Here is a 26,222-nt window from a genome sequence, read left to right as displayed (position 1 = left end):
TGACCACCCTATTCAAGTGCAAGGCCAACGACATGACAGACACTCAGAACAAGAACTACATCATCGCTCTGGACCAAGGCACCACCAGTTCGCGAGCCATCATTTTTGATCGTGACGCCAACGTCGTGTGCACCTCCCAGCGCGAGTTCGCCCAGCACTACCCGCAAGCGGGCTGGGTCGAGCACGATCCGATGGAAATATTCGCCACCCAAAGCGCAACCATGGTCGAAGCCCTGGCCCAGGCCGGGATCAGCCACGATCAGGTTGCAGCCATCGGCATCACCAACCAGCGCGAAACCACCGTGGTGTGGGACAAGACCACCGGGCGCCCGGTCTACAACGCCATTGTCTGGCAATGCCGGCGCAGCACCGAGATCTGCGAGCAACTCAAGCGTGATGGCCTGGAAGAATATATCCGCGAGACCACGGGCCTGGTCACCGACCCATACTTCTCCGGCACCAAGCTCAAGTGGATTCTCGACAACGTCGAAGGCAGCCGCGAGCGCGCGCGCCGTGGCGAGCTGCTGTTCGGCACTGTCGACAGCTGGCTGATCTGGAAATTCTCCGGCGGCAAGACCCACGTCACCGACTACACCAACGCCTCGCGCACCATGCTCTTCAACATCCATACCCTGCAATGGGATGAAAAGATGCTTGAAGTGCTGGATATCCCCCGGGAAATGCTGCCGCAGGTGCGCTCATCGTCCGAAGTCTATGGCCACACCAAAAGCGGTATCGCCATTGCCGGTATCGCCGGCGATCAACAGGCGGCGCTGTTCGGCCAGATGTGCGTGGAACCTGGTCAGGCGAAAAACACCTACGGCACCGGCTGCTTCCTGCTGATGAACACCGGCACCAAGGCCGTGACCTCCCGCCACGGCATGCTCACCACCATCGCCTGCGGCCCACGGGGCGAAGTGGCCTACGCCCTGGAAGGCGCCGTGTTCAACGGTGGCTCGACTGTGCAATGGCTGCGTGACGAACTGAAAATCGTCAATGACGCCCACGACACCGAATACTTTGCCAACAAGGTCAAGGACAGCAACGGCGTTTACCTGGTGCCAGCCTTTACCGGGCTGGGCGCGCCCTACTGGGACCCGTACGCCCGCGGCGCACTGTTTGGCCTGACCCGTGGAGTAAAGGTCGATCACATCATTCGCGCCGCCCTGGAATCGATCGCCTACCAGACCCGCGATGTGCTCGACGCCATGCAGCGGGACTGCGGCGAGCGCCTGAGCGCCCTGCGTGTTGACGGCGGCGCGGTGGCCAACAATTTCCTGATGCAGTTCCAGGCCGATATCCTCGGCACCCAGGTGGAACGCCCGCAAATGCGCGAAACCACAGCCCTCGGTGCCGCCTACCTGGCGGGCCTCGCCTGCGGCTTCTGGGCCAGCCTGGACGAGCTGCGCGGCAAGGCTGTGATCGAGCGCGAGTTCGCTCCGCAGCTGGACGAAACCCAGAAGGAAAAACTCTACGCTGGCTGGCTCAAGGCCGTGAGCCGTACCCGCGACTGGGAACCGCACGAAGAGCATTGAGTCACGCGCCCCTGACCGCGGTAGCAGTCAGGGGTTTCATGCGGCATCATGGGCGAATTTTGTATGGCAGCCTAAGGAAAGCCCATGAACCTGCCTCCTCGTCAGCAGCAAATTCTCGAGCTGGTCCGCGAGCGCGGCTATGTCAGCATCGAAGAGATGGCCCAGCTGTTCGTGGTGACCCCACAAACCATTCGCCGCGATATCAATCAGCTGGCCGAACTGAACCTGTTGCGCCGCTACCACGGCGGCGCGGCTTATGACTCCAGCATCGAGAACACGGCGTATGCCATGCGCGCCGATCAGATGCGTGATGAAAAACAGCGCATCGCCGAAGCAATCGCCGAGCTGATTCCCGATCACGCCTCGTTGTTCATCAATATCGGTACCACGACCGAATCCATCGCCCGCGCCCTGCTCAACCACAACCACCTGAAGATCATCACCAATAATCTGCATGTAGCCTCGATCCTCAGCGGCAAGGATGATTTCGAGGTGCAATTGGCCGGCGGCAACGTACGCCGCGACGGCGGTGTGGTGGGCCAGGCCAGTGTCGACTTTATCAACCAGTTCAAGGTCGACTTTGCCCTGGTAGGCATCAGCGGCATTGATGAAGACGGCAGCCTGCTGGATTTCGACTACCAGGAAGTGCGGGTATCCCAGGCGATTATCGCCAATGCCCGCCAGGTGATCCTGGCCGCTGACTCAAGCAAGTTCGGGCGCAATGCGATGGTGCGGCTGGGGCCGATCAGCCTGATTGATTGTCTGGTGACGGATCAGCAGCCGGTGCCGGCGCTGACGCAGTTGCTGAGCCAGCACAAGATTCGGCTTGAGGTGGTTTGACCTCCTTCTAATGTAGGAGCGGACCTGGCCGCGATGGGCTGCGTAGCAGCCCCACATTGTTGTGGTCAATCAATTCCTGGGGCCGCTACGCGCCCCATCGCGGCCAGGTCCGCTCCTACAGCGCCCCACCACAATTGTTCGATTATTTTCATTTCTTGACTGCTATCAATATTTTCAATCACTGATGACTGGAAAGCCCTCCCCTATTGCGCTACCATTTTCGAAAGTGAACATTAATGTTCGATTTAATTTTCAACGGTACACGCAGGAGGCCGCCCAATGCCCCATACCACCATGCCGATCCCCCCCTTGGCCGAAGTCTATGACCTGGCTGTCATTGGCGGTGGCATCAATGGCGTTGGGATCGCAGCGGATGCGGCCGGGCGCGGTCTGTCGGTGTTCCTTTGCGAAAAGGATGACCTGGCCAGCCATACCTCCTCGGCCAGCAGCAAGCTGATCCACGGCGGCCTGCGCTATCTGGAACACTGCGAATTCCGCCTTGTGCGCGAAGCACTGGCGGAGCGCGAGGTCCTGCTCGCCAAGGCACCGCATATCGTCAAGCCCATGCGTTTCGTGCTGCCGCACCGCCCTCACCTGCGCCCGGCCTGGATGATTCGTGCCGGCCTGTTCCTTTACGATCACTTGGGCAAGCGCGAGAAGCTGGCGGCCTCGCGCAACCTGCGCTTCGATGAAAATAGCCCGCTCAAATCGAACATTGTGCGCGGTTTCGAATATTCCGACTGCGCCGTGGACGATGCTCGGCTGGTGGTGCTCAATGCCATGGCTGCCCGCGAACAAGGTGCTCATATTCATACGCTGACCCGCTGCATCAACGCTCGCCGCATCAAAGGCCTGTGGCACGTCCACCTGGAGCGCACCGACGGCAGCCTGTATTCGATTCGCGCCAAGGCGCTGGTCAACGCGGCGGGCCCTTGGGTCGCCAAATTCATTCGAGATGATCTGAAGCTCGACTCCCCGTACGGCATTCGCCTGATCCAGGGCAGCCACCTGATCGTGCCGAAGCTTTATGAGGGTGAACACGCCTACATTTTGCAGAACGAAGACCAGCGCATCGTCTTCGCTATCCCGTATCTGGAACGCTTCACGCTGATCGGTACCACCGACCGCGAATACCAGGGCGACCCGGCGAAAGTGGCCATCAGCGAAGAAGAAACCGACTACCTGCTCAAGGTCGTCAATGCGCACTTCAAAAAGCAGCTGGGCCGCGAAGAAATCCTGAGCACTTTTGCCGGCGTGCGGCCGCTGTGCAACGATGAATCCGACAATCCTTCGGCGATCACCCGTGATTACACCCTGGCGCTGACTGCCGCGGCGGGCGATGCGCCGTTGCTGTCGGTGTTCGGCGGTAAGCTGACCACTTATCGCAAGCTGGCCGAGTCGGCGCTGGCGCAGCTGGCGCCCTTCTTCCCGGACATGAAAGACTGCTGGACTGCCAAGGCGACGCTGCCGGGCGGCGAAGACATGAGCACACCCTCGGCACTGAGCGATGCCCTGCTGGCACGTTTTGGCTGGCTGCCCGCCCAGGTCGCCCGGCGCTGGGCACTGACTTACGGTAGCCGCATCTGGCGGCTGCTCGAAGGCGTGCAGGGCCCGGACGATCTTGGCCAACTGATCGGTGCCGGGCTCTATACCCGTGAGGTCGACTACCTGTGCAATGAAGAATGGGCTGTCACCGCCAACGACATTCTGTGGCGGCGGACCAAGCTGGGCCTGTTTACCACCGCTGACGAGCAGCAGCGCTTGCAGGACTACCTGAACAAGGTTAAAGCCAGCAAAGCCAGGATTCAGGCCGCCTGAATAGCAAACAACCGAAAAACGCCCCGCAGACTTTGCGGGGCGTTTTTCTTTGTGATGGCTGTCACATTCGGATTTCCGAACAGCACAACTTTCAACATTCGGCGATCCGGACAAAAACAGTGTTAAAACGACTTACAAAAAATAAATAAACCTTATAAATCATAAACTTAATAGGTTGCCATCTGACTGGCACGAGTCATGCTCTACACTCTCACACGAATGCGCAATCCCAACACTTGACGTATTCGCTGAACGAAAGGGCCATTCTAAGGCTCCATAAAAAAAACAAAGGTCGAGGACAATTTGATGCGTATCGTTCCCCATCTGTTGGGCGCAGCTATTGCTGCCGCTCTGATTTCTACTCCGGTTTTCGCCGCCGAGCTGACTGGCACCCTCAAGAAAATCAAAGAGTCCGGCACCATTACCCTGGGGCACCGTGACGCTTCCATTCCCTTTTCCTACATCGCTGATGCCTCGGGCAAACCGGTTGGCTACTCCCACGACATCCAGCTGAAAGTCGTCGAGGCCCTGAAAAAGGACCTGGGCATGCCAGACCTGAAGGTCAAGTACAACCTGGTCACCTCCCAGACCCGTATCCCGCTCGTGCAGAACGGTACCGTTGACCTGGAATGCGGTTCAACCACCAACAATGCCGAGCGCGCACAACAAGTGGATTTCTCGGTCGGCATCTTCGAGATCGGCACCAAACTGCTGGCCAAGAAAGACTCCCCGTATAAGGACTTCGCCGACCTGAAGGGCAAAAACGTCGTGACCACCGCGGGCACCACGTCCGAGCGCATCCTCAAGTCGATGAACGCCGATAAGCAGATGGGCATGAACGTCATCTCGGCCAAGGACCACGGCGAATCGTTCCAGATGCTGGAAACAGGCCGTGCAGTCGCCTTCATGATGGACGACGCCCTGCTCGCCGGTGAAATGGCCAAGGCCAAGCAGCCTGCGGTCTGGAACGTCACCGGTACCCCTCAGTCCTATGAAGTCTACGGCTGCATGGTCCGCAAGGGTGACGAGGCCTTCAAGAAAGCAGTCGACGACGCCATTGTCGCCACCTACAAGTCGGGCGAGATCAACAAGATCTACGACAAGTGGTTCCAGTCCCCTATCCCGCCAAAAGGCCTGAACCTGCAGTTCCCGATGAGCGAAGAGCTCAAGGCGCTGATCGCCAACCCTAACGACAAACCCGCACCCGAAAAAAAGTCCTGACCTGAGACTAACCTTTCTCTCGAGAGCGCCGCGCGCTCTCGAGAGCTCGAAGGTGCCCGTGAATCGAACGAATCCGAGGGGAGACCCTGATGAATTACAACTGGGACTGGGGCGTGTTCTTCAAGTCCACCGGCGTGGGCAGCGAGACCTATCTGGACTGGTACCTTACCGGTCTGGGCTGGACCATCGCCATTGCCGTGGCTGCCTGGATCGTCGCCTTGCTGCTGGGCTCGGTGCTCGGCGTGATGCGCACGGTTCCGAACCGCTGGGTATCGGGCATTGCCACCGCGTATGTGGAACTCTTTCGTAACGTGCCACTGCTGGTGCAGCTGTTTATCTGGTACTTCCTGGTACCTGACCTGCTGCCGGAAAACCTGCAGGAGTGGTACAAGCAGGACCTCAACCCGACCACCTCGGCGTTCTTGAGTGTGGTGGTGTGCCTGGGCCTGTTCACCGCCGCCCGTGTCTGCGAACAAGTGCGCACCGGTATCCAGGCGCTGCCGCGTGGCCAGGAATCGGCCGCCCGCGCCATGGGTTTCAGCCTGCCGCAGACTTATTGGAACGTTCTGCTGCCGCAAGCCTACCGGATCATCATTCCGCCGCTTACCTCCGAGTTCCTGAACGTGTTCAAGAACTCCTCGGTCGCGTCCCTGATCGGCCTGATGGAGCTGCTGGCCCAGACCAAACAGACTGCCGAATTCTCGGCCAACCTGTTCGAGGCCTTCACCCTGGCAACCCTGATCTACTTCACCCTGAACATGAGCCTGATGTTGCTGATGCGCATGGTCGAGAAGAAAGTCGCCGTACCGGGCCTGATCTCCGTGGGGGGTAAATAATGGACTTCAGTGGAATCATCCCGGCGATCCCGGGCCTCTGGAACGGCATGCTCATGACCCTGCAGCTGATGGTGCTGGGGGTGATCGGCGGTATCGCCCTGGGGACTATCCTGGCGCTGATGCGGCTGTCGTCGAGCAAGCTGCTGGCCAACATCGCCGGCGGTTACGTGAACTACTTCCGTTCCATCCCGCTGCTGCTGGTGATTACCTGGTTCTACCTGGCGGTGCCGTTCGTGCTGCGCTGGATCACCGGTGAAGACACCCCGGTCGGGGCCTTCACCTCGTGCCTGGTGGCGTTCATGATGTTCGAGGCCGCGTACTTCTGCGAAATCGTCCGAGCCGGCGTGCAGTCGATCTCCAAGGGCCAGATGGGCGCCGCCCAAGCCCTGGGCATGAGCTATGGCCAGACCATGCGCCTGATCATCCTGCCGCAAGCCTTTCGCAAGATGACGCCGCTGTTGCTGCAACAGAGCATCATCCTGTTCCAGGACACCTCGCTGGTCTACACCGTCGGCCTGGTTGATTTCCTCAACTCGGCCCGCGCCAGCGGCGATATCATCGGGCGTTCCAACGAGTTCCTGGTCTTCGCCGGTGCCGTTTACTTCGTTATCAGCTTTTCCGCCTCCATCCTGGTCAAGCATCTGCAAAAAAGGTTAGCCGTATGATTTCTATCAAGAACGTCAATAAGTGGTACGGAGACTTCCAGGTGCTGACCGACTGCAGCACCGAAGTCAAAAAAGGTGAAGTGGTGGTGGTCTGCGGGCCGTCGGGCTCGGGCAAGTCGACCCTGATCAAGTGCGTCAACGCACTTGAGCCGTTCCAGAAAGGCGACATCGTCGTCGATGGCACCTCCATTGCCGACCCCAAGACCAACCTGCCCAAACTGCGTTCCCGGGTGGGCATGGTGTTCCAGCACTTCGAACTGTTCCCGCACCTGACCATCACCGAAAACCTGACCATCGCGCAGATCAAGGTGCTGGGCCGCAGCAAGGAAGAAGCGACCAAAAAGGGCCTGCAGTTGCTTGAACGGGTTGGCCTGAGCGCTCATGCCCACAAGCATCCGGGGCAATTGTCTGGCGGTCAGCAACAACGTGTGGCGATTGCTCGGGCACTGTCGATGGATCCGATCGTCATGCTGTTCGACGAACCCACCTCGGCGCTGGACCCGGAGATGGTCAACGAAGTGCTCGACGTGATGGTGCAGCTGGCCCACGAAGGCATGACCATGATGTGCGTGACCCACGAAATGGGCTTCGCCCGCAAGGTTGCCAACCGGGTGATCTTCATGGACCAGGGGCAGATCATCGAAGATTGCCAGAAAGAGGAGTTCTTCGGGGACGTCAACGCCCGCTCCGAGCGTGCACAACACTTCCTCAACAAGATCCTGCAGCACTAAGCCCGCTTGCCCGTGCGCACCTTGAGGTGCGCACGGGCAACTGGTCGTTCCAAGGCGACTGTGATGAAATGCGACCCCACTCGTTATCGCGCATCCAAGCCTGCACTAGCCGTGAAACCCCGTCTGATTCGTCACTTGTTCCTGCCCCCGTTGATCATCCTGCTGATGATCGGCCTGGGTTACGCCGGCTATCTGGTCAGTGAACGCAATGGCATTCGGGCGCTGAGCGAAAACGGCGAGCGGCAGCTGGAGTTGCATGCCCGCGCAGTCGAGAGCGAAATCAACAAGTACACCTATTTGCCGAGTCTGCTGGAGCTGGAAAACAGTGTCTCCTCGCTGCTGACCGAGCCCGATGGCGAACACCGCCAGACCGTCAACGAATACCTCGAAGGCCTGAACCGGCGCAGCCGCAGTCGAGCCATCTATGTGCTGGACACCACCGGCCGTGTCCAGGCCACCAGCAACTGGCGCGATGCCGACAGTTACCTGGGCGAAGATCTGTCATTCCGGGCCTATTTCCAGGACGCCGTGCGCGGCCAGCCGGGCCGTTTCTACGGCATCGGCAGCACCACCGGCGAGCCAGGTTATTACTTGGCCCACGGCCTGGAGGAACATGGCAAGGTGATCGGCGTGGCCGTCATCAAGGTACGCCTGGAAGCCATGGAAGAACGCTGGCAGCGCGCCCGCCTGGAAGCCTTTGTCAGTGACGAGAACGGCATCATCATTCTCTCCAGCGACCCGGCCCGGCGTCTCAAGTCGGTACGCCCGCTGACCCAGGAAACCAAGGAACGCCTGGCCCGCAGCCTGCAGTATTACTGGTGGCCACTCAACGAACTGCAACCACTTGCGCGGGAAAAGCTCAGCGAAGGCGTCGAAAAGCTCACCTTCCCCGGCAACGCCGAGCTGGGCACCGAGAAGCACGAAGTCAGCTATCTGGCACAGACCCGCCGACTGAGTGATACACCGTGGCACTTCACCCTCCTGACCCCACTCCAGGATTTGCGCCGTGAGGCGACCATCCAGGGCGTGCTGGCCGGCGTCGCGTTCGCGCTGCTGGCGATCCTGTTGATTGCCTGGAACGAACGGCGCAAGGTGATTGCCACCCGCCTGGCCGCGCGCGAAGCGCTGGAAGAAGCCAATAGCCAACTGGAGCGCCGGATTGCCGAACGCACCGCTGACCTGCGCGCCAGCAACGAACGCCTCAAGGGCCAGATTCGCGAACGCCGCCATGCCGAAGAAACCCTGCGCCGGGCCCAGGATGAGCTGGTCCAGGCCGGCAAGCTGGCTGCCATCGGGCAGATGTCCACCAGCATCGCCCACGAATTGAATCAACCGCTGGCCGCCTTGCGGACCCTCTCTGGCAATACCGTGCGATTCCTTGAACGCGGCGCACTGGACACCGCCAGCACTAACCTTCGGACCATGAACGACCTGATCGACCGCATGGGTCGCATCACCGCCAGCCTGCGCTCGTTCGCCCGCCGCGGCGAAGATCGCGGTGAAGCGTCGTTGGGCAAGGCGGTCGATGCCACCTTGCAAGTCCTGACCCCCCGGCTGGAAAACAGCCAGCTGCAGTTGCACCGCGACTTCAGCGATGTGGCCCTGAAAATCGACCAGACTCGCCTGGAGCAGATTCTCGTCAACCTGATCGGCAACGCCCTGGACGCCATGCGGGCGCAACCGCAGGCCGAGCTCTGGCTTGAAGGCGAGACCAGCGGCGACAAGTACCGCCTGCGGGTGCGCGATAATGGCCACGGCATCGACAGCGAAGCCCGCAAGCACCTGTTCGAGCCCTTTTTCACCACCAAGCCCGGGGAACAGGGGCTGGGCCTTGGCCTGACCCTGTCCGCCAGTCTGGCGGCCGCCGCCAGCGGCACCCTCAGCGTTGAACATCCTGCCAGCGGCGGGACCGCATTCACCCTGAGCCTGCCGCTGCTCACCGCCCCAACCTTGCCAGCCGAGCCGCTATGAACCCATCGCCCCTCACCGTTCTGATCGTCGAAGACGATCCGCATGTACTGCTCGGGTGCCAGCAGGCGCTGACCCTGGAAGATATTGCCTGTGAAGGCGTCGGCAGCGCCGAAGAAGCGCTGGAGCGCATTGGCGATGACTTCGCCGGTATCGTCGTCAGCGACATCCGCCTGCCGGGCATGGACGGCCTGGAACTGCTCACCCGCCTCAAGGCCCGTGACCGCAGCCTGCCGGTGGTGCTGATCACCGGCCACGGCGATATCAACATGGCGGTCGGCGCCATGCGCAATGGCGCCTATGACTTCATGGAGAAACCCTTCTCGCCCGAACGCCTGGTCGATGTGGTGCGCCGCGCCCTCGAGCAGCGCAGCCTGGCCCGCGAAGTGTTTTCCCTGCGTCGGCAATTGGCCGAGCGCAGTTCGCTGGAAGGCCGAATCATCGGCCACTCGGCCGCCATCCAGGAGTTGCGCGAACTGATCGCCAACGTCGCCGACACCTCGGCCAATGTGCTGATCGAAGGCGAGACCGGCACCGGCAAGGAACTGGTCGCCCGCTGCCTGCACGACTTCAGCCGCCGCCAGGGCCAGCCGTTCGTTGCGCTCAACTGTGGCGGCCTGCCGGAAAACCTGTTCGAAAGCGAAATCTTCGGCCATGAAGCCAACGCCTTTACCGGCGCCGGCAAGCGCCGGATCGGCAAAATCGAACACGCCAACGGCGGCACGCTGTTCCTCGATGAAGTCGAAAGCATGCCGATCAACCTGCAGATCAAGCTGCTGCGGGTGTTGCAGGAGCGCACGCTGGAGCGCCTGGGCTCAAACCAGAGCATCGCCGTGGACTGCCGCGTTATCGCGGCGACCAAGTCGGACCTCGATGCCTTGAGCCAGGCCAGCCAGTTCCGCAGCGACCTGTATTACCGTCTCAACGTTGTCACCCTGGAACTGCCGCCACTGCGCGAGCGCCGCGAAGACATCCTGCAACTGTTCGAGCACTTCCTCGAACAGGCGTCGCTGCGCTTTGACCGCGAAATCCCTGAACTGGACAGCCAGACCCTGTCACGCCTGATGGCGCACGACTGGCCCGGTAACGTGCGTGAACTGCGCAACGTCGCCGAGCGCTACGCCCTGGGCCTGCCAGCCTTCAAGAAGGCCGGCGGCAGCAGCCAGGCGCAGGGCCTGGGCTTTGCCGAAGCGGTTGAAGCCTTCGAACGCAACCTGCTCAGCGATGCCCTGCAACGCAGCGGCGGCAACCTCAGCCAGGCCAGCCTGGAACTGGGCATGGCCAAGACCACGCTGTTTGACAAGGTCAAGAAATACGGGTTGGGCTGACTGCGGGGGACTCCATGCCTGGCAGCTTCCCCTGTAGGAGTCCGCCCCGCCTCTTTGAGGCTGCGCTGTCGCGCAGAGAACATGCCGATAAATCGGCAAAAAATTTATCTTTAAAAATCAATGAGATAAATTTTGTTCTATGAGAGCCGAGCTTGCTCGCGATGCAGGCGATGCGCTGTATCAGATACACCGCGGTGATGCCATCGCGGGCAAGCCTCAATGCCAGTCAGTTAAGGATCGGAACACAGACGTCCATGTAGGAGCGGACCTGGACGCGATGGGCTGCGAAGCGGCCCCGGCGACTCTGAAACCACCCGCACTCCCAAGGCTTGTCGTTGATATCACCGGCCTCGGGGGCTGCTGCGCAGCCCATCGCGGCCAGGTCCGCTCCTACAAGGGTTTCGTCGTTCTATTCCTTAACTGACCGGCATTGGGGCAAGCCTTGCTCCCACAATCAAAAGCACCGCAGTTTCGGCAATTATGTAGATCGGTGTAGGAGCCGAACAAAGGATTTCCCACCCGTTTTTACAGCTGAGCCCAACGGCTGACGTCCTGCCTGTGAGCCCTTAGATATGGCAACACAGCCGCCAGCAAAGGCTCCTTGAAGCGCTCCTGAAAGCGATGGGCGAACCCCGGAATCAGCCTTAGCTGGCTGCCCTGGATATGCGCGGCCAGGTGCACCCCGTGCATCACCGGCAGCAGCGGGTCGGCGGTACCGTGCACCACCAGCGTCGGTACCCGCAGCCGGTTGAGCAGTTCGACCCGGCTGGGTTCGGCCAGTATCGCCAGTATCTGGCGCTTGACCCCTTCTGGGTTGAAGGCCCGGTCATAGGACTGCGCCGCCTGATGCAACAACACCTGACGGTCGTCCTTGACCTGCGGGCTGCCCAGCGCCGCAAGCAGGTCGGCCTGCTGTTCCAATGCCAGCTCACGGTTCGGTGCGCCGCGCTTGGCCAGCAGTTGTAACAGCGCGGCGTTGGGCGCCGGCAATCCGGCCGCGCCAGAGCTGGACATGATCAAGGTCAGGCTTTCGACCCGCTGCGGCGCCATGTACGCCAGGTGCTGGGCGATCATGCCGCCCATGCTCGCCCCCAGCACATGGAACTGCTCCACCTGCAGCGCGTCCATCAGGCCCAGCGCATCATCGGCCATGTCGGTCAGGGTATAAGGCGCCGCAACCGGCAAGCCAAGCTTGTAGCGCAACACCTCGAAGGTCAGGTTGGCGCCGGGCGGGGCCTGGGTCCAGGTCGACAGGCCGACATCGCGGTTGTCGTAACGAATCACCCGAAAGCCCTGCTGACACAGGGCCGCAACCACTTCATCGGGCCAGTGAATCAATTGGCCACCGAGTCCCATGACCAGCAACAGCGCCGGGTCCGAGTCACGACCAATGCTCTGATAGGCCAGGCTGACCTCAGCCAGTTCGACCCGTTCGGTAGGCACATCGACACTGCAGCGCGACGCTGCAAAAGAAGAAAGGCCGCACAGCAGTGCGGCCAGAAAGACAAATACCCGCATGGAAAAACACCAGAACGCAAATCCCCAACAAGACGCGATTCTGATGAACTTCGTAGCAGCGCGCTGCCACAAAACCATGACAGTTTGATGAAGGCCGCCGAACGGTGTGACGTTTCAAGGGGCAATGTTTCACTACATAAGTAGCCCCAACCCGATACGCCTTGCGCATTCAATGAGGCCTTTATCACGCCACAGAGAGAATGCCCATTGATGACTCCCCCTAACGAACAGCCGCCAACCCTGAGCGTTGCCCTGACACCTTTCGAGCTGCCCGAACACCTGGGCAAACAGGAACCATCGCCCAGCGCCTGGGGCATGGACGCTCAGGCAATCGACGCACAGCTTGATTTGATCCAGGCCATGCTGGGCGAAGACTTTGATGCTCGAAACGCCCCCACCTACCAGCGCTGGCAGCAAACCCTTGATCAGTTTGAACGGCAACAATCGATCTTCGATCACACCGCCGCCGAGCTGCTACGCGGCCGTCGGCTGGCAAAAGGCATCAATGCCTTCGCACAGCCCTACAAGACATTGTTGAAAGCCCGCCTTGAAGCCGTAAGCCTGGAGGGTGAACTCCAGCGGCAACTGGGCGTGCTGGACGCTGCGACCTGGCAGATGCTCAGCGAGTGCGTTGAGGCGCTGAAAAACAACAGCGACCTGCCAGAGCGCTACACCCTGGCGAGCCTTTGGCTCGAACAAGGCACCCATCGGCAGAAACTGGAAGGCGTGGTGATCATCGCCCCCGTTGGGGCGCTGTCACAGTCGCCAAGTACCGATGGCCCACTGTTGCTGTACTGGCCAGGACGCACAGGCGCCCTGTTGGCGTTTGCCTCCCAGGCGGCCTTGCTGCATCGACTGGAGATTCAACTCGAAGCCGCAGATGAGCGCACGCTCAGGCTCCAACCCGAGCAAGGCAACCTGTTTCACACCGGCTTGTTCTATCAACTGCTGCAGGGCCAATCGCAGGCGATGCAGATTGAAAACGATCCCGACTACGCCGAGCCCTCCTTGCGTCAGGAGGCCCTTGAGCAATTGGCGCTGACGCTCAGGGAGGCGGTCGCGATACCCGCCATGGCCGCGCGGGAGCTGGCGATGGTCCGCGTGCGTGAGCACAACCGCATGGTGATCCTGGGGCTTGAACAACCCGGCTGGATAGAAGCCCTGGACGAGACAGAACGCGAGGACCTGAAAAGCCGGATTGATGACCTTCGCCTGGCGACCCAGGCTGCGCAGGTGATTCTTGAACGTGATCTGCCGGCGCGGGACGACTTTGCCGCCACTCGGGTGCGCCAGCACCTGATCGACACCTTCGACCTCATCGAGCCTTGCGCCATCCAGATCGACCTGCCTGAAAAGGTCGATTGGGTAAAAACCTTGATTGACATTGCAGCCGGCCCCGGTACGCCCGCGCGCCTTGTACCCCGACCGTCCAGCCAGCGTGTAAAGCTGAGCCTGGAAGCGCTGTTGATGCAGAACATTGATGAACACATGGCGCAGCGGCTCGATTACCTGCAGATCACCGTCACCCCGACGGATACGCCTGATGCAGCACGCCTGCTGGCGGCCATCGACAAGCCAAGGCTGCAGGCCGCCGCGAGCTCGCTTGATTTGGCTCAGCACTATGAAAATCGGCTTCTGGCCGTCTACAAAAAGGCCGAGGGCGAAACCCGCGAAGCGACACAGCAACGCCAGCAAACGCTCAGGCTGCCCTTCGAGAAGATGCTCGATCTGTATCGATTCATCGCCTTCAAGCAAGGCCAACTGGACAAAGATGGCGAAGAGCTGCTCAGCATCGCCAGCACCGCTGCCAGTGCGGCCGACTGGACACAATATGGTCGCGACATTGAGCTGCGACCCGCGTACCTGGAGCTGGTCGATGAGGCCGACGACAGCCGTGGTCCTACGCTGCTGGGTGTTAACTTCATCCATGACCGCGACAGCGGCAAAGCCCTGCTTTTCCTGCCCGACGCTCCTGATCACACCGTGTTGCGCCAATATCCGGACCTGCAAAGCGCCCGCGAAGGCCTGGCCGCGTTGTGCCTGAACAGCACATTCGCCACCTATCTGGCCGGACGTGCCGTGTCGGGCGCCCCCAGCGGGCATGCCAGCCGGATCAACCGGGCCCTGGCCAGCGGCTTTCGTGACTTCGTGGGCATTGGCGCCGCCTGGCCGGTGACCACGTCGTTGGCGCAACAGCTGGTCGATGCGCAATGGGGGCGCCTGGTGATTGCCCACCGTGACACGTCACGCTCCAACAACGACCTGTGGATGGAAGCCGCATCGCTGGCCCACGGGCGCGTGTTCAATTACCTGAAGATGGTCTACAGCGTACTGCCGGTGATCGGCACGGTGATTGCCTTTGCCGACGCGGCGGTGTCGACCCACAACGCGGTCTCCGCGCTGCTGCGTGGAGACGTCAAGCAGGCCGTCGATGAAACCGAATCGGTGCTGCTGTCGCTGGTCGGCGGTCTGATCGACCTGCTGCCAACCGTCCCCGCGGGCGTCGGCCGTCTTGCCGCGCTGCATCGAGCCAGCCGGCTAAGCCCGCTGACCACCGCCACTGCGCACTTGCACCGCCTGAGCAGCGCCTCGGTGCTGCGCGCCAACGCCCCGTTCAAGGGGTACGCCGTCGATGTTTCCTTGTATGGTTTGCAACCCGGCACCCAAGGGCGCCATCGGGGTGTCTACCGCCATGCCGACGGCGAATTCATCCAGCGCGCAACGGCGGTGTATCCGGTCAGCTGGGATGCCAGCTATGCCACCTGGCGCCTGATGCCTACAAGCACCCGCTCTTACCGGCAACCCATTGCCCTCGACAGCGCGGGCGTATGGCAAACCCACGGTACGCTTTACGGCAGCCTGGTTGACGGCGGATTGCACGGCGGTGGGGGCATGATCGGGCGCCTGCTGGACCAGGCCGACCCTTATTTTCCCGACGCCATGCGCCAGCATCTGCCGCGCTGGTGGACGGACCCGGTCTATCGCCGCCACCAACAGATCAAGAGCAAGGCCGAGGCCGACTGGATCACCTTTGTCGAGCATGTCGACAACAGCAATTTGAAACTTCAGGCTTACAACGACAGCCCGTCCAGGGCCGCCACCCTCACCGCGGACACTGCCTGCAAACAGGACCTTAAAATGGCCAGCGCGCTGTTCGACACGCTCGGCAGCTATCTGCAGCAGTTGTCCAGGCGCAACAAGGTCGCCGTCGAAGACCAGCAAAGCCGGGTTGCCATGGTGATCTGCGACCGCCTGATCACCCGCTCGCAATTCGCGCGCGCGCGGGTGGTTGAGCGTATCGATGAGATTGCAGTGCAATGGCAATCCAGCGAGGCGGCCAATGCCCGGTATCGGGCCGGCGAGCTGAGTTTTGCGCAGCTTCATCAACAGAGCCAGGCAATCATCAAGCAGGTGAGAGTCGAGCGGATAGCGTCTTTGAACGGGCTCGAATCGGTTGAGAGCATCGTTCGGCAACTGGAAAACTGGTACCCGCACATCCGCAAGCCAGAGCTGCGGCTGCGAATCCGCGAGGGCTATGAGCAGGTGACGCAGCTGTTCACCCCCGAGCGCGCCGACTACTTGAAAACCAGTCAGCTGATGGAGCTGGTGTTCAACGACACCCATGTCGGTGAAACTTCCTGGAGCTACTTGCGCCAGAGCTTCAAACCGGCACGCGAAAACGTCGATCGGCTGCTCAAGTCACAACATGGCCTGCTGGAGGTCAGCCCGGCCAAGGCACACCGGCAAAAACTGCTGCAGCAGTGCATCGAGGCGTATGCCAGGTTCACGACCCACCTGCGGGGATGGTCGGCCGGCTATCCCGAGCTGTTTGACGCTGACACGCTCGAACGGCTCATCACCGCAATGGAGCGCATGCAGGAACGCGCCCGGACTCAACTGAGCAGCCCCCCGCCCGCCCAAGTGCCTGGGACCCATCGATCGACCAAACGCGTATTCGAAACCGAAGAAAGCCAAGTGCTGATTGGTGAGCCCGCTCCCAATCGCCCCGATGTCATGGTGATCGAGGGCGTCGACGGGCACACCGAGCTGTACCGCAAAACGGCCAACAATCAATACCGAAAGGAAACCGCAAGCGCACCACCGAGGTTCGAATCCGACGCAGACCTGGCCCAACTGACCACTGAAGCCACCCGGCGACTGGAGCAACTGCCCAGGTTCCGGGCCCGTGTGGCGCAGTACAGCCAGCAGAAAATGCTGCCGGCCGACCTTGAGGACATCCTGCTGGGTGAGGCCAGGGAACTGCGGGCCGAGCCAGCAGGATCAGCGAAGCCGCAGGCCAGGGTCGCCCGGCCGGACTGATCGATCAGCTGGAGCAAGCCGCCAGATTGCTGGTCAACGAGGGGCGGCAAGCACGCATTGATCAATGCCTGGCCAGCGACACACCCACGGCCGGCTATCTGGACTATCTGCTGGATCAGCGCGTACTGGGACTCAAGCGCCTGGGTGCGCTGCAGAAGCTTGAGAGCGGCGGCTATCTTCAGGAGTTTGAAGCCTTCAACCGCACCTCGAACGCGCCGCTCTGGTATGTGCACTTCCATTACAAGCACGCCACACCGGGCTTTGCCGATTTCGTCAAAGCCCATGTGAAACGTGCCGACCAGCGCCACCTGGGGCTGCGCTGGCAGCAAGCCCAGGGCCCGAATGCCGCGCCGATCTGGCGTGGCGATCTGGGCCTTGAACTGGCACGCAAGCACTTCGAAGCGTTATTCAGCTAACCCTCAAGCCACCGGCGCGAGGGCTGCCCTCACGCCAGTTGGCTGCGCAGTTGGCGCGCGGCGGCGACCATGTTCACCAGTGCCGCTTCAGTCTCGGCCCAGGCGCGGGTTTTCAGGCCACAATCGGGGTTGACCCACAACCGTTCGGCCGGAATGCGCTTGGCCGCCTTGTGGATCAACTTGACCATCTCGACGGTGTCCGGCACCCGTGGCGAGTGGATGTCGTAAACCCCTGGGCCGATGTCATTCGGGTAGTTGAACGCTTCGAAGGCTTCCAGCAGTTCCATGTCCGAGCGCGAGGTTTCGATCGTGATCACGTCGGCATCCATGGCGGCGATGGCTTCGATGACATCGTTGAACTCGCTGTAGCACATGTGGGTGTGGATCTGGGTTTCGTCGCGCACACCACTGGCGCACAGCCGGAACGCCTCCACCGCCCAGTCCAGGTACGACTTCCAGTGCGCCTGGCGCAGCGGCAGGCCTTCGCGGAACGCGGCTTCGTCGATCTGGATGATCTTGATGCCGGCCTTTTCCAGGTCGACCACTTCATCGCGAATCGCCAGGGCCAGTTGCCGGGCCTGCACTTCACGCGGCACATCTTCGCGCGGGAACGACCACATCAGCATGGTCACAGGGCCCGTCAGCATGCCCTTCATCACCTTGTCGGTCTGGGTCTGGGCGTACTCGATCCAGCTGACCGTCATGGCCTGCGGACGGCTCAGGTCACCGTAGATGATGGCCGGTTTCACGCAGCGCGAACCGTAGCTCTGGACCCAGCCAAAGCGCGTAAACAGGTAGCCGTCCAGTTGCTCGGCAAAGTATTCGACCATGTCGTTGCGTTCGGCTTCGCCGTGGACCAGCACATCCAGCCCCAGATGCTCTTGCACCTGCACCGCATGGCGGATTTCGCTGTGCATCGCGTCGGTGTAATCGTTGGCTGACAGCTTGCCTTGCTTGTAGGCCTGGCGGGCCAGGCGAATGGCTGAGGTCTGCGGGAACGAGCCGATGGTGGTGGTCGGGAAAGCCGGCAGTTGCAGGCGCGCACGCTGCAGCTCGATCCGCTGGGCAAAGGCTGATTGGCGCTGGCTGTCTGCCGCTGTAACGGCCTTGAGTCGAGCCTGGACTTCGGGCTTGTGAATGCGCGAGGACTGCTCGCGGCCGAGCTGAACCTGGCGGCTGACGCTCAGGGCATTGACCACGCGGGGAGCCTGCGGGTTGTCCACGGCCTGGGCAAGCATGGCGATTTCGCCACACTTCTGCACGGCAAAGGCCAGCCAGCTTTTCAGTTCTTCATCGAGCTGGCTTTCGCGGTTCAGGTCGACGGGGCTGTGCAACAGCGAACAGGAACCGGCCACCCACAGGTTGGCGCCGAATCGCTGGCGAGCCTGTTGCAGTTGCTCCAGCGCACGCTCCAGATCACAGCGCCAGACGTTACGACCGTTTACCACACCCAGCGACAGCACTTTGTAGGTCGGCAAGCGGTCCAGCACGGCGGGGAGTTGGTCCGGGGCGCGTATCAGGTCGATGTGCAGGCCATCGACCGGCAAGCCGACCGCCAGGCCAAGGTTGTCTTCCAGGCCGCCGAAGTAGGTGGCGACCAGCTTCTTGAGCGGCGAGTACTGCAGGATGTGGTAAGCGCGCTCGAAAGCGTTTTTCCATTCCTGTGGCAGGTCCAGGGTCAGGATCGGTTCGTCTATCTGTACCCACTCCACACCCTGACGCGCCAGGCGGCTGAGGATTTCGCCGTACACCGGCAGCAGGCGTTCGAGCAGGTCGAGCTTGTCGAAGCCTTCGCCCTTGGCCTTGCCCAGCCACAAGTAAGTCAGCGGGCCGATCAGCACCGGCTTGACCTTGTGGCCCAGGGCCTGGGCTTCGGCGACTTCTTCAAACAATTGCTCCCAGCTGAGCAGGAAGCGCTGGTCGGCGCTGAATTCCGGGACCAGATAGTGGTAGTTAGTGTCGAACCACTTGGTCAGCTCCTGCGCATACTGAGCCTGGCCGTGGGCACCGCCACAGCAGCTGCTGGCGCCACGGGCCATGGCGAACAGGGTATCGAGGGTCGGCAGGCCGTCAGCACCACGGGCAGCGGCAAAGCGCTCGGGGATTGCGCCAAAGGCCAGCGAATGGCTCAGCACCTGGTCGTACCAGGCGAAGTCGCCGACCGGCAGCAACTCGATACCGGCGTCTTTTTGCACTTGCCAATGGCGGGCACGCAGATCACGGCCGACCACCTGGAGCGCAACCTGATCGATGTCGCCCTTCCAATAGGCTTCCTGGGCTTTTTTCAGTTCGCGGTCAGCGCCGATGCGCGGAAAACCAAGGGTGTGGGCCAATGCCATGACAAGCGATCTCCATGTAAATAATGGCGCTATTGTCGACAGACAGACCAACATGAGACAAACTCAATAAATTCGTGTTGATCTCAAAGTTTACTCATGGTGCCTTCCGTGCTTGAAATTCGTCACTTGAAAACCCTGCACGCCTTGCGCGACGCCGACAGCCTGGTCGAAGCCGCCGAGCGCCTGCACCTGACTCAATCGGCGCTGTCCCATCAGTTCAAGGAGCTGGAAGAGCGCCTGGGCATGCAGTTGTTCGCCCGCAAGACCAAGCCGGTGCGCTTTACCAGCGCCGGCCTGCGCCTGCTGCAATTGGCCGATGCCACCCTGCCTCTGCTGCGCAGCGCCGAACGCGACTTGGGCCGCCTGGCCGGTGGCACGGCGGGCAGGCTGCACATGGCGATTGAATGCCACAGCTGCTTTCAATGGCTGATGCCGACCATCGACCAGTTTCGCGATGCCTGGCCGGAAGTGGAACTGGACCTGGCCTCGGGCTTCGCCTTCGCGCCCTTGCCCGCCCTGGCCCGGGGCGACCTCGACCTGGTGGTGACGTCCGACCCGCTGGACCTGGCGGGCATCACCTATGTGCCGCTGTTTACCTATGAAGCGATGCTGGCCGTGGCCAACCAGCATCCCTTGGCCACCAAGCCCTACATCGTGCCGCAGGACCTGGCCAGCGAAACCCTGATCACCTACCCGGTGGAACGCGACCGCCTGGACATCTTCACCCGCTTCCTGGAGCCGGCCGACGTGGAGCCTGCGCAAGTGCGCACCTCGGAGCTGACAGTGATGATGATGCAGCTGGTCGCCAGTGGTCGTGGCGTGTGCGGGATGCCCCATTGGGCGTTGCATGAATACAGCTCGCGCGGCTATGTGAAAGCCCGCCGGCTGGGAGAGAAAGGCTTGTTTGCGACGCTGTACGCGGCGGTGCGCACCGATATGCTCGATGCGCCGTATATGCGCGATTTTCTGCTGACGGCCAAGGACACGTCGTTTTCGACACTGGATGGGGTCAGTGCGGTGCGGTGAGGGAGAGGGGCTCTCAGGCGGCCCGCCGCTGCTCCAGCATCAACCGCACCGCCAACCCCGCCAACACAAAACCCATGAAATACCGCTGCACCGCCAACCACAGCGGGTTGTGCACAAACCAGGTCGCCAGCCCGCCGGCAAACAGCGCGATCAACAGGTTGACCGAAAAGCTCACGCCAATCTGCACCAGCCCCAGGGTCACGCTCTGGACAAATATCGAGCCATGCTCCGGGGTGATGAACTGGGGAAACACCGACAGGTAAAACACCGCTATCTTGGGGTTCAGCGCGCTGGTGAGAAAGCCCATCACGATGAGCTTCGATGACGAATCCGCCGGCAATTGCTCGGGCTGGAACGGTGAGCGCGCGCCCGGCTTGACTGCCTGCCAGGCCAGCCACAGCAGGTACAGGGCACCGGCCCACTTCAACACTTCATAGGCCATCGGCACAGCCAGAAACACTGCCGTCAGCCCTGCCGCCGCGGCAAACAGATGGACGCAGAAACCGCCCACCACGCCGAGCAGCGACACCACCCCGGCCTTCGGGCCCTGGCAGATAGAGCGGGAAATCAGGTAAATCATGTTCGGTCCCGGGGTCAGCACCATCAACAGTGCGGCGGCGGCGAACAGCAACAGGTCTTGGGCGGGAATCATGAGCAGTCCTTGCTAAAGTCAGCGTCAGGCCGTGGCGGCCAGAGACAAGCGATAGAACGGCAGGATCAGATCCCGTGTCAATGGTGCCAACACCCGCTCGCTATCGACGACCGGATCGATCCAGACGGCTTCTTCGATCTCGGCAGCAGGCTTTACCGTGTCAGTGATCATCAGCAGGAACAGTTCGGCGACCACCTCAAACCCCGGCTCGTTGGCGGCCGGTGCAGAAAACTGCCCCAGGTACTCGGCACTCGCAGTATCGATCACCAACCCCAGTTCTTCTTCCAGTTCGCGGGCCAGGGCCATGACCGGTTGTTCATGTGCTTCGATCTTGCCGCCAGGCTGCATGAAGGCCTGGGTGTCGCGCTTGCGCACCAGTAGGGTCTGGCCTTGAGTGTTAAGCAATAGCGCGGCGGCGATGTGGATGATCTTGGTCATGGGGGTCGGTCACGGCTGAAAAAGGCGGCAAAGGATCACATGCATGGGCCGGGCTGACAATTAGCGGTTAGGCTTGGCCATGACAGTGGCAATCGTTCGAGAGCGGGGTCATGGCGCCAGACACCTTCCACCCGGCCGTGCAGGCCTGGTTCAACCGGCATTTCCCCGCGGTCACTCCCGCCCAGGCCCAGGCGTGGCCGTTGATTCAATCCGGGCAATCGACGCTGGTGGCCGCACCCACGGGCTCCGGCAAGACGCTGACGGCCTTTCTTGCAGTGCTCGATGAGCTGGTCCGCCTGGGCGTGGCCGCGGGTGGCGAGCTGCCGAAGCAGACGCTGGTGGTGTATGTGTCGCCGCTCAAGGCGCTGTCCAATGATATCCAGATCAACCTGCAGCACCCGCTGGCCGGCATCACCGCCGAGCTTGAGCGCATGGGCCTGGCGCCGGTGAAGATTCGCACCGCCGTGCGCACCGGCGACACACCGCAGAAAGAACGGGTGGCGATGCGCAAATATGCCCCGCACATTCTCGTCACCACCCCTGAATCCCTCTACGTGCTACTCGGTTCCAGCTCCGGTCGCGGCATGCTCGGCAGTGCCCATACGGTCATCATCGACGAAATCCATGCCATCGCCGCCAGCAAGCGCGGCAGCCATCTGGCGCTGAGCCTTGAGCGCCTGCAGGGCTTGTGCAGCCAGCCGTTGCGGCGCATCGGGCTGTCGGCCACCCAGCGCCCGGTCGAAGCGGTGGCCAGGCTGTTGGTGGGGCATCAGCGAGCATGCGCGATTGTCGATATCGGCCATGCACGGCCGCGCGACCTGGGCATTGAAGTGCCGCCGGTGCCGCTGGGGGCGGTGATGGCCAACGACGTCTGGGAGTTGGTCTACAACCGCCTGGCCGCTTTGGCGCGCGAGCATCGCACCACGCTGGTGTTCGTCAACACCCGGCGGTTGGCTGAACGCCTCGCCCGGCACTTGAGCGAGCGCCTGGGCCGCGACGCGGTCGCCGCTCACCACGGCAGCCTGGCCCGCGAGCAACGGCTCAAGGCCGAGCAACGGCTCAAGCGCGGTGAGCTGCAAGTGCTGGTGAGCACCGCCTCGCTGGAACTGGGTATCGATATCGGCGAAGTCGAACTGGTGTGCCAGATCGGCTCGCCGCGCTCGATTGCCGCTTTCCTGCAGCGCGTCGGTCGCAGCGGCCATCAGGTCGGCGGCACACCCAAGGGGCGGTTGTTTGCCACCTCGCGGGATGACTTGATCGAATGCGCCGCCCTGCTCGACTGCGTGCGCCGCGGTGAGCTGGATATTTTGCATATGCCCAGCGCGCCGCTGGATGTCCTGGCCCAGCAGATCATCGCCGAAGTCAGCTGCCAGGCGTGGCCGGAGCAGGCGCTGTTCGAGCTGATCCGCAGGGCCATGCCTTATGCCGAGCTGGACCTGCGCCATTATCAAGACCTGCTGAACATGCTCAGCGAAGGCTATAACAGCCGTCAGGGTGTACGCAGTGCCTACCTGCATCGCGACCACGTCAGCCACACCCTGCGTGGCCGCCGTGGCAGCCAGCTGGCGGCGGTCACCAGTGGTGGCACGATCCCCGACAACGCCGATTACAGCGTGATCCTCGAGCCGCAAGGCTTGAACATCGGCAGCGTCAATGAAGACTTCGCGGTCGAGAGCATTGCCGGTGATGTGTTCCTGCTGGGCAATACCGCCTACCGCATCATTCGAGTCGAGACCGGCCGGGTGCGGGTCGAAGATGCCCAGGGCCAGCCGCCGAATATCCCGTTCTGGTTGGGTGAGGCACCGGGGCGCAGTGACGAATTGTCGGTTGCGGTGGCCCGTCTGCAGGCGCACATCGACGCGCTATTGGCGTTGAGTGGCGACCTGCCGCAACCGGTCATCGACGCGCTGTGCGAGCAGTTGGGGCTCAATGCCGACAGCGCGGCGCAACTGATCGACTACCTGGCCCGAACCCGCCAGGTACTCGGCGCCCTGCCGTCCCAGGACACGCTGATCATGGAGCGGTTTTTCGACGAGTCCGGTGGCACCCAACTGATCATCCACTCGCCCTTCGGCAGCCGCCTGAACCGCGCCTGGGGCCTGGCCCTGCGCAAGCGTTTTTGCCGCACCTTCAACTTCGAGTTGCAGGCCGCGGCCAGCGAAGACGCCATCGTGCTGTCGCTGTCGATCACCCACAGCTTTGAACTCGATGACGTCTGGCGTTATCTGCACTCGGCCACGGCCGAGCAGATCCTCATTCAAGCCGTGATCGAAGCACCGCTGTTCGGCGTGCGCTGGCGCTGGAATGCCGGGATATCCCTGGCCCTGCCCCGCTATAGCGGCGGGCGCAAAGTGGCGCCGCAGATCCAGCGGATGAAAAGCGAAGACCTGATCGCCAGCATCTTCCCCGACCAGATCGCCTGCCTTGAAAACCTCGCTGGCGAGCGTGAGATTCCAGACCATCCACTGGTGGAACAGACACTGGACGATTGCCTGCACGATGCGCTGGATACCGAGGGCTGGCTGCGATTGCTGCGACGCATGGAGAACGGCGAAGTCCGACTGATCAGTCGTGATCTGCCGGCCCCTTCGCCACTGGCGGCGGCGATCCTCAACGCTCGCCCCTATGCCTTCCTCGACGATGCGCCGCTGGAAGAGCGTCGCACCCAGGCGGTCATTAACCGGCGCTGGAACGAGCCGCAGTCGGGTGATGAGTTGGGTGCGCTGGACCGCGACGCCATCGAGGCCGTTGCCATGGAAGCGTGGCCGGCGCCTTCCAGCGTGGATGAAATGCAGGAGGCGCTGGTGTCACTGGCGCTGATCAGCGAGACCGAGGTGGCGGCCAACCTGCACTGGCAGACATGGCTTGATCAATTGGCCAACTCAGGCCGCGCCACTCGCCTGCAAGGCCTGTGGCTGGCAGTGGAGCGCTTGAACTGGGCGCAAGCGCTTTACCCGAATCAGCCTGCGCAACCGCCATTGCAGGCCTTGCCGGGATTTGACGCGCCCGTCGAATCAGAAACCGCCCTGGTTGAAATATTGCGCGCGCGTCTCAGTGGTTTCGGGCCGCTGACCCTGTCGCAAATTGCACAACCCTTGCGCCTGCCAGCCACCGCGATCGAGCAAGCCCTGCTGCGACTGGAGGCCGAAGGTTATGTCTTGCGTGGACAGTTCAACCCGGCGCAGCCGGCTACCCAGTGGTGTGAGCGACACCTGTTGGCACGTATACATCGCTACACGGTCAGGCGTCTGCGACGAGAAATCGAACCGGTCTCGCTACAGGATTTCATGCGTTTTCTGTTCGACTGGCAGCACCTGTCGGCCGACACCCGCTTGCAAGGCCAGGCCGCGCTGCCCGAGCTGCTGGCCCAGTTTGAAGGTTATCCCGCGCCGGCCAGTGGTTGGGAAAGCGACCTGCTGCCCAGCCGCCTTGAAGACTACGCCGTGACCTGGCTGGACGACGTCTGCCGCAGTGGCAAGACCGTCTGGGCGCGCCTTGGAGGCACCGGTAAAAGCGCGGCCGCCACTTTGCGCAGCACACCGATCGTCCTGCTGCCGCGCCCCCGCCTGCAGCTGTGGCGCGGCCTGAGCGCAACCCCCGACAGCAGCGAACTGTCCCAACGCGCACGCAACGTTCTGAGCGCCTTGAGTGAACACGGCGCGATGTTTTTCGATGAGCTGACGGGCGAAGCGCATTTACTGCGCACCGAGCTTGAAAACGCCCTGCAGGAACTGGTGGCCGCAGGGTTGGTGAACGCCGACAGCTTTGCCGGGCTGCGCGCCCTGATCACCCCTGCCAGCAAGCGCCAGGCTCGCAGCAGCCGGCGCGGGCGTGGCGCCTTTATCGGTGGCATGGACGACGCCGGACGCTGGGCCTTGCTGCGCCGCAGCGTCGAGAGCGACCGCAGCGAAACCCTCGAGCACATCGCCCGCACCCTGTTGCGCCGATATGGCGTGGTGTTCTGGCGCCTGCTGGAGCGCGAAGCGGACTGGCTGCCGAGATGGCGCGAGTTGCTGCGCACTTTCCACCGCCTTGAAGCCCGCGGCGAAATTCGTGGCGGGCGCTTTGTCAGCGGCCTGGCCGGCGAGCAATTCGCCCTGCCCGAGGCCATTGCGCTGCTGCGTAATGTACGCAGGCGACCGCTGGACGGCAGCCTGATCGCCATCAGCGCCAGCGACCCGCTCAACCTGGTCGGCACGCTGCTGCCCGGCAGCAAAGTCCCGGCGATAGGCGGCAATCGGCTGGTGTATCGCGATGGCGTGCCGGCGGCGGCGCAGGTCGCGGGTGCCGCCGCCTATTGGCTGGAGCTTGAAGCAGTCGAGGCGGCGAGTTTGCGCGATGCGCTCGTTCGCCATGTGTGAAGCCCACATTTTAGGTTCATCGCGCGATTGCGGGATAGCCACACCGAAACCACACAGATCTAAAGCCGAACAAACAAGACTGGCAACCCCAATCTCACAGGCCATGGCACGTTGCAACAAATGTGGGAGCGGATTTATCCGCGATGCGCCGCGCGGGCGGCGCTCGATTTCGGCGGCGCCGGAAAAGCCAAGGCAAGCACTTGGAAGCCT

General features: G+C 62.0%; 17 protein-coding genes. 13 read left to right on the top strand and 4 right to left on the bottom strand.

The annotated features are described in order from the left end of the window. The first annotated feature begins 32 nt into the window (after positions 1 to 32). The 9 genes from glpK to GUY40_RS06195 all read left to right on the top strand — a co-directional run bounded on the left by glpK (position 33) and on the right by GUY40_RS06195 (position 10,942). Entirely contained in the window at positions 33 to 1,535 is a 1,503-nt protein-coding gene (gene glpK, locus GUY40_RS06235; protein WP_166568075.1) for a glycerol kinase GlpK, read from the top strand. Positions 1,536 to 1,619: 84 nt separating this feature from the next. After that, on the top strand, positions 1,620 to 2,375 hold the full coding sequence (locus GUY40_RS06230) for a DeoR/GlpR family transcriptional regulator (RefSeq protein WP_166568074.1): 756 nt from the start codon (positions 1,620 to 1,622) through the stop codon (positions 2,373 to 2,375). 279 nt (positions 2,376 to 2,654) lie between these two features. Beyond that, the gene (gene glpD, locus GUY40_RS06225; protein ID WP_166568073.1) at positions 2,655 to 4,193 is read left to right on the top strand and encodes a glycerol-3-phosphate dehydrogenase; all 1,539 of its coding nucleotides are present in this window, start codon (positions 2,655 to 2,657) and stop codon (positions 4,191 to 4,193) included. Between the two features lie 306 nt (positions 4,194 to 4,499). Then, a complete protein-coding gene (locus GUY40_RS06220) occupies positions 4,500 to 5,414 on the top strand; it encodes a glutamate/aspartate ABC transporter substrate-binding protein (protein WP_166568072.1) in 915 nt (304 codons plus the stop codon). 89 nt (positions 5,415 to 5,503) lie between these two features. After that, on the top strand, positions 5,504 to 6,250 hold the full coding sequence (locus tag GUY40_RS06215) for an amino acid ABC transporter permease (RefSeq protein WP_166568071.1): 747 nt from the start codon (positions 5,504 to 5,506) through the stop codon (positions 6,248 to 6,250). After that, positions 6,247 to 6,915 carry an ABC transporter permease subunit gene (locus GUY40_RS06210; protein ID WP_166568133.1) on the top strand — a complete coding sequence of 223 codons (669 nt, stop codon included), beginning with the start codon at positions 6,247 to 6,249 and terminating at the stop codon, positions 6,913 to 6,915. The genes GUY40_RS06215 and GUY40_RS06210 overlap by 4 nt, the downstream gene beginning before the upstream one ends. Next, positions 6,912 to 7,646, top strand: coding sequence for an amino acid ABC transporter ATP-binding protein (locus GUY40_RS06205; protein WP_166568070.1), 735 nt, complete (start codon positions 6,912 to 6,914; stop codon positions 7,644 to 7,646). Before GUY40_RS06210 ends, GUY40_RS06205 begins: the two co-directional genes overlap by 4 nt. Positions 7,647 to 7,709: 63 nt before the next feature. Next, on the top strand, positions 7,710 to 9,617 hold the full coding sequence (locus GUY40_RS06200; RefSeq protein ID WP_166568069.1) for an ATP-binding protein: 1,908 nt from the start codon (positions 7,710 to 7,712) through the stop codon (positions 9,615 to 9,617). Next, positions 9,614 to 10,942, top strand: coding sequence for a sigma-54 dependent transcriptional regulator (locus GUY40_RS06195; RefSeq protein WP_178117706.1), 1,329 nt, complete (start codon positions 9,614 to 9,616; stop codon positions 10,940 to 10,942). Before GUY40_RS06200 ends, GUY40_RS06195 begins: the two co-directional genes overlap by 4 nt. 525 nt (positions 10,943 to 11,467) lie before the next feature. On the opposite strand, the gene GUY40_RS06190 is transcribed toward GUY40_RS06195, so the two are convergent. Beyond that, positions 11,468 to 12,460: an alpha/beta fold hydrolase gene (locus tag GUY40_RS06190; RefSeq protein WP_166568068.1), complete on the bottom strand. Its 993-nt coding sequence runs from the start codon at positions 12,458 to 12,460 to the stop codon at positions 11,468 to 11,470. Positions 12,461 to 12,670: 210 nt separating this feature from the next. On the opposite strand from GUY40_RS06190, the gene GUY40_RS06185 reads away from it, so the two are divergent. Together GUY40_RS06185 and GUY40_RS06180 are read left to right on the top strand one after the other, a co-directional pair. Further along, a complete protein-coding gene (locus GUY40_RS06185; protein ID WP_166568067.1) occupies positions 12,671 to 16,780 on the top strand; it encodes a dermonecrotic toxin domain-containing protein in 4,110 nt (1,369 codons plus the stop codon). 26 nt (positions 16,781 to 16,806) lie between these two features. Beyond that, positions 16,807 to 17,196, top strand: coding sequence for a hypothetical protein (locus tag GUY40_RS06180; RefSeq protein ID WP_166568066.1), 390 nt, complete (start codon positions 16,807 to 16,809; stop codon positions 17,194 to 17,196). Positions 17,197 to 17,225: 29 nt separating this feature from the next. On the opposite strand, the gene metE is transcribed toward GUY40_RS06180, so the two are convergent. Continuing rightward, positions 17,226 to 19,535, bottom strand: a complete 2,310-nt coding sequence (gene metE, locus GUY40_RS06175) for a 5-methyltetrahydropteroyltriglutamate--homocysteine S-methyltransferase (RefSeq protein WP_166568065.1) — start codon at positions 19,533 to 19,535, stop codon at positions 17,226 to 17,228. 108 nt (positions 19,536 to 19,643) lie between these two features. Between metE and metR the strand changes: the two genes are divergently transcribed. Continuing rightward, positions 19,644 to 20,561: a transcriptional regulator MetR gene (metR, locus tag GUY40_RS06170; RefSeq protein WP_166568064.1), complete on the top strand. Its 918-nt coding sequence runs from the start codon at positions 19,644 to 19,646 to the stop codon at positions 20,559 to 20,561. 13 nt (positions 20,562 to 20,574) lie between these two features. On the opposite strand, the gene GUY40_RS06165 is transcribed toward metR, so the two are convergent. Then, on the bottom strand, positions 20,575 to 21,213 hold the full coding sequence (locus GUY40_RS06165; protein WP_166568063.1) for a LysE family translocator: 639 nt from the start codon (positions 21,211 to 21,213) through the stop codon (positions 20,575 to 20,577). A gap of 24 nt (positions 21,214 to 21,237) precedes the next feature. After that, positions 21,238 to 21,651: an NUDIX domain-containing protein gene (locus GUY40_RS06160; RefSeq protein ID WP_166568062.1), complete on the bottom strand. Its 414-nt coding sequence runs from the start codon at positions 21,649 to 21,651 to the stop codon at positions 21,238 to 21,240. Between the two features lie 110 nt (positions 21,652 to 21,761). On the opposite strand from GUY40_RS06160, the gene GUY40_RS06155 reads away from it, so the two are divergent. After that, entirely contained in the window at positions 21,762 to 26,012 is a 4,251-nt protein-coding gene (locus GUY40_RS06155; RefSeq protein ID WP_166568061.1) for a DEAD/DEAH box helicase, read from the top strand. The last annotated feature ends 210 nt before the right edge of the window (positions 26,013 to 26,222 follow it).

The sequence above is a fragment of the Pseudomonas sp. R5(2019) genome (assembly GCF_009905435.1).
In the GTDB taxonomy this organism is placed as follows: Bacteria; Pseudomonadota; Gammaproteobacteria; order Pseudomonadales; family Pseudomonadaceae; genus Aquipseudomonas.
This window is presented reverse-complemented; position numbering and strand designations above follow the sequence as displayed.